The organism is Methylophaga sp. UBA1464 (assembly GCF_002325665.1).
GTDB lineage: Bacteria > Pseudomonadota > Gammaproteobacteria > Nitrosococcales > Methylophagaceae > Methylophaga.
The window spans coordinates 5648-6067 of sequence record NZ_DCSO01000099.1 but is presented as its reverse complement, the minus strand read 5'-3'; the positions used below and the strand labels follow the sequence as shown (position 1 = coordinate 6067).

Genomic DNA, 420 nt, shown 5'->3' with positions numbered 1-420 from the left:
CTTACGGCTGATCGCACCAGTCGCATCACCCAGCATCGGGAAGTTGATTTTCTTGATGGTTTCAGAAGCATCGTGCCAGGCTTTATGAGTGAAGTGGGTATCAGTTGATACTGAATAAACTTCAACACCCATTTCCTGCAATTTTGCGTAATGATCAGCTAAATCGCCCAGCTCTGTAGGGCAAACAAAAGTGAAATCGGCTGGATAAAAGAATACAACTGACCACTTTCCTTTCAGATCGGCATCAGTAACCGGTACGAACTCGCCTTTGTGAAATGCAGTGGTTTTAAACGGTTTAATGGTAGTATTAATCAAAGTCGACATGGTCTACTCCTTGTTGATTGTCAAAAGCGACAGGGTCATTCTAGGGCTCGAAAATACAACGGTCAAACAACTTAATTCTATTAATATAATCGGAAT

The 420-nt window shown here is 41.9% G+C and carries 1 protein-coding gene; it reads right to left on the bottom strand.

Features of this window, described 5'->3' with window-relative positions; translation table 11 throughout:
- Positions 1-324 (bottom strand): redoxin domain-containing protein (locus B3O33_RS13640; RefSeq protein ID WP_292363827.1); only part of this gene is annotated, 324 nt, incomplete at its 3' end.
- Positions 325-420 lie beyond the last annotated feature (96 nt).